Genomic DNA, 2796 nt, shown 5'->3' with positions numbered 1-2796 from the left:
TGCGAATGTCAATAAAAAAGTAGACCACGTGCTGAGAAAATAGTAGGCCACTAGTGATGGAAAAATAATAGACCATTTTTATAAAAACGCTGAAAGTAAAGTAGACCACTAAAAGAAAAATGTATGCACCTGCAAGAGGATTGTGTCTTCTTACAGATGCACATGTCCATAGATAATTATTCTAGTATTTAATCAATTTCTCTATAATATCTCGATATCTTTCATAGGCGGGATGTTCATCAAATACCTCATATAAATCACTATGAAGATCGAAATAAGGTGATGGTCTATGAGGGGGAGTTAACCCATTGACCTCTTTTCTAAGCCCTATGATGGTTTCTTCTAGTGTTTGAGTGTAGCTTAGCAGTTTGACGATGAGGTCAACAGCTTCCATTTCTGTAGCCATTTCAATTGTTTCATCATCAAACATAGATTCCTTTGCTTCCATATTAATGACCTCCTTGTATAGTTTGTAGTAATCGATACGAATCATCAACATTCATATTGAGGATATGGGAACGAAATGTAATCCGATCAATAAGTGCAGACACCATGATTTCATTTTCAAATAACTCCGTCCACCTTGAAAACTCAAGATTGGTAGTTACGATGATACTAGCCCGTTCAGATCGTTCCGAAATGACTTGGAATAGCAATTCAGATTGATGCCGATTAAAGGTAAGATAAGAGAGTTCATCCAGGATTAAGAGATCGACTTTGGATAGATTTTTCTCAAACTTTGACAGTCTATTAAACTGTAAAGCTTCAGATAATTCCATAGCTAGATTAGCAGCAGTATAGAACTTAACGGTAAATCCAGCTTGACACGCCCTCATACCAAGACCGATGGAAAGATGGGTTTTGCCTGCTCCCGGATTGCCAATCATGACGATATTTTGCCGATTTTTAATGAAATCACCGGAAGCCAATTCCCATATTGTAGCACTGGATACTTGTTGTAGTCGGTTAAAGTCGAACTCATCTAGTGTCTTGGGAAAAGGGAATTTGGCCGCCTTGATTTTGCGTTTTTGCTGGTTTTCTTGTCTTTGGAGAACTTCTCTCTTCATAAGATCTCGAAGAAAATGCTCATAGTGTTGTCCTGCTTCAAGCTGACGAATAATATCTTCATACTGGGTGAAGGAGGGTGTTTTTAATTGCTTAGCATATAACTTAATTGCTTCCCTTGTAGGATTAATCTCACTCATATCGCAACATCTCCCTTGAGCAGTTTGTCATACTGAGCCAATCCGGTATGGTTTACTTTTATTTCGTTTAAGAGTTGAACCGGATTTGCAGGGGGAATGGGATTCAGATAGGCCATGATTTGCTCGAGTGAAATTTGATCCTTCTTAAGGCATTGGTTGGCCGCCGCAATGACCTTTTCCTCCCCAAAGTCAACGCATAGACGTAATAGCTTCACCATCTCTTTTGGGCCTGAAAGACGTTTCCCAATCTCCATCAGAGTGGAGGAAACTGTGTTTTTTACCGGCTTAGCATTGAACACGCTGCGAGGTTTGCGCTCAATGAGATCTATGTAATGTTCGAGCTGATACTTCGCCTCACCGCGTGAGTAGCATCGGAGATACTCGGCAATTTGGGATTGCTTATGAATAATGATGATATGATTGCCATAGCCTTTGACGCTTACGTCTTTGTTCACATAAGCCACCGGGACAGAATAATGATTGTAGTCAAACTTGATAGTTGAAAATTCATCTACCTTAGCTGTAACACTTCGGCTGGTGTCAAAGCGATACTTGGGCAAGGAAGTCAACCGGGTTCTTTCCATTTCAACCATCTGAGCAACGGTTTGTTTTCTTCCGTCAATCTTATGGGACCGGTATTTCAAGCACCGTTTAAGCAATGCTTCATTTAATTCATTCATGCTGTCCACTTTAGGGATAGGGACAAGAACATTACGTCGAATCCAGCCCACAAGCCCCTCAACCAGACCTTTTTCGTGGCCGGCAGCAATATTGCAGAATTCAGTTTGAAAAGCATAATGGGCAGCTAAAACTTTGTAGCGTTCCTGTGCCTTGGCGTGTGAACCAAATCCCTCTTTGACTGCTACCTTCGCATTGTCAAAGATTACTCTAGCAGGAACCCCGTCAAAGTGTTCAAAGCCATTGATGATCCCTTCTAAAAAGCTTTCTTCATTTTGCCTATTGAAGGCTTTAACAAACATATCTGCACTGTAGCATTGTCTCATACAGAATAGGTTCACTTTTTCCTTCTTCCCCTGAAGGTAGATGGTGGCTTCACCCCAGTCGATCTGGACAGCTTCAGCTGGGTCATAGCTAAGGGGGACGAATGTCTTGGGTGCCTTTTGACGGAGGTCTGCGACGATCTGCCGAATGGTCGATTCTCCGCCCTCAAAGCCATGTTCTTCAACTAAACGATCAAAGATCCTACGTGCTGTGTGTTTTTGTTTTTTGATGTTTTCAGTTTCATCATCTACTAAACAAGATTTAATAAAATTTAGTACATCATCGGTAACAACATACGGGGTTCTACCACTAGTACCTTTGCGTTCCCAAGGGACCTGGGAACCATCACAATACTTTTTTACCGTGGTTCGAGAAATGCCAAGCAGCCTTGCAATTTCACGCTGAGATTTTCTTTCATGTACGTAAAGGTTTCTAATTTTCTCGTACATCTCCACCTCGATGATCATCCTTTCTCTGCCTCCTGTAAAATTCTGTCGAAACTGATTTTACAGAAGTTTTGGTATAAGGTGGTCTACTTTTTTCTCAGCGTTTTGCTTAATAATGGCCTACTATTAAACTAGCATTCATA

Annotated in this window: 3 protein-coding genes; all 3 read right to left on the bottom strand. The window is 40.8% G+C overall.

Annotated features, from left to right (window positions below; translation table 11 throughout):
* Positions 1 to 181: 181 nt before the first annotated feature.
* The 3 genes from J2Z37_RS25195 to istA are packed head-to-tail and all read right to left on the bottom strand — an operon-like array spanning position 182 to position 2674.
* Entirely contained in the window at positions 182 to 448 is a 267-nt protein-coding gene (locus tag J2Z37_RS25195) for a hypothetical protein (RefSeq protein WP_209813082.1), read from the bottom strand.
* A gap of 1 nt (position 449) precedes the next feature.
* Positions 450 to 1205, bottom strand: a complete 756-nt coding sequence (gene istB / locus J2Z37_RS25190) for an IS21-like element helper ATPase IstB (protein ID WP_209813081.1) — start codon at positions 1203 to 1205, stop codon at positions 450 to 452.
* Positions 1202 to 2674 (bottom strand): IS21 family transposase, encoded by a 1473-nt coding sequence (gene istA, locus J2Z37_RS25185; protein ID WP_209813080.1) that lies wholly within the window; start codon positions 2672 to 2674, stop codon positions 1202 to 1204. Before istA ends, istB begins: the two co-directional genes overlap by 4 nt.
* Positions 2675 to 2796: the final 122 nt, after the last annotated feature.

The organism is Ammoniphilus resinae, from assembly GCF_017873965.1.
GTDB classification, from domain to species: Bacteria; Bacillota; Bacilli; order Aneurinibacillales; family RAOX-1; genus Ammoniphilus_A; species Ammoniphilus_A resinae.
Note: the sequence above shows the minus strand (reverse complement) of the source record. Positions and strands in the feature narration are given on the sequence as shown.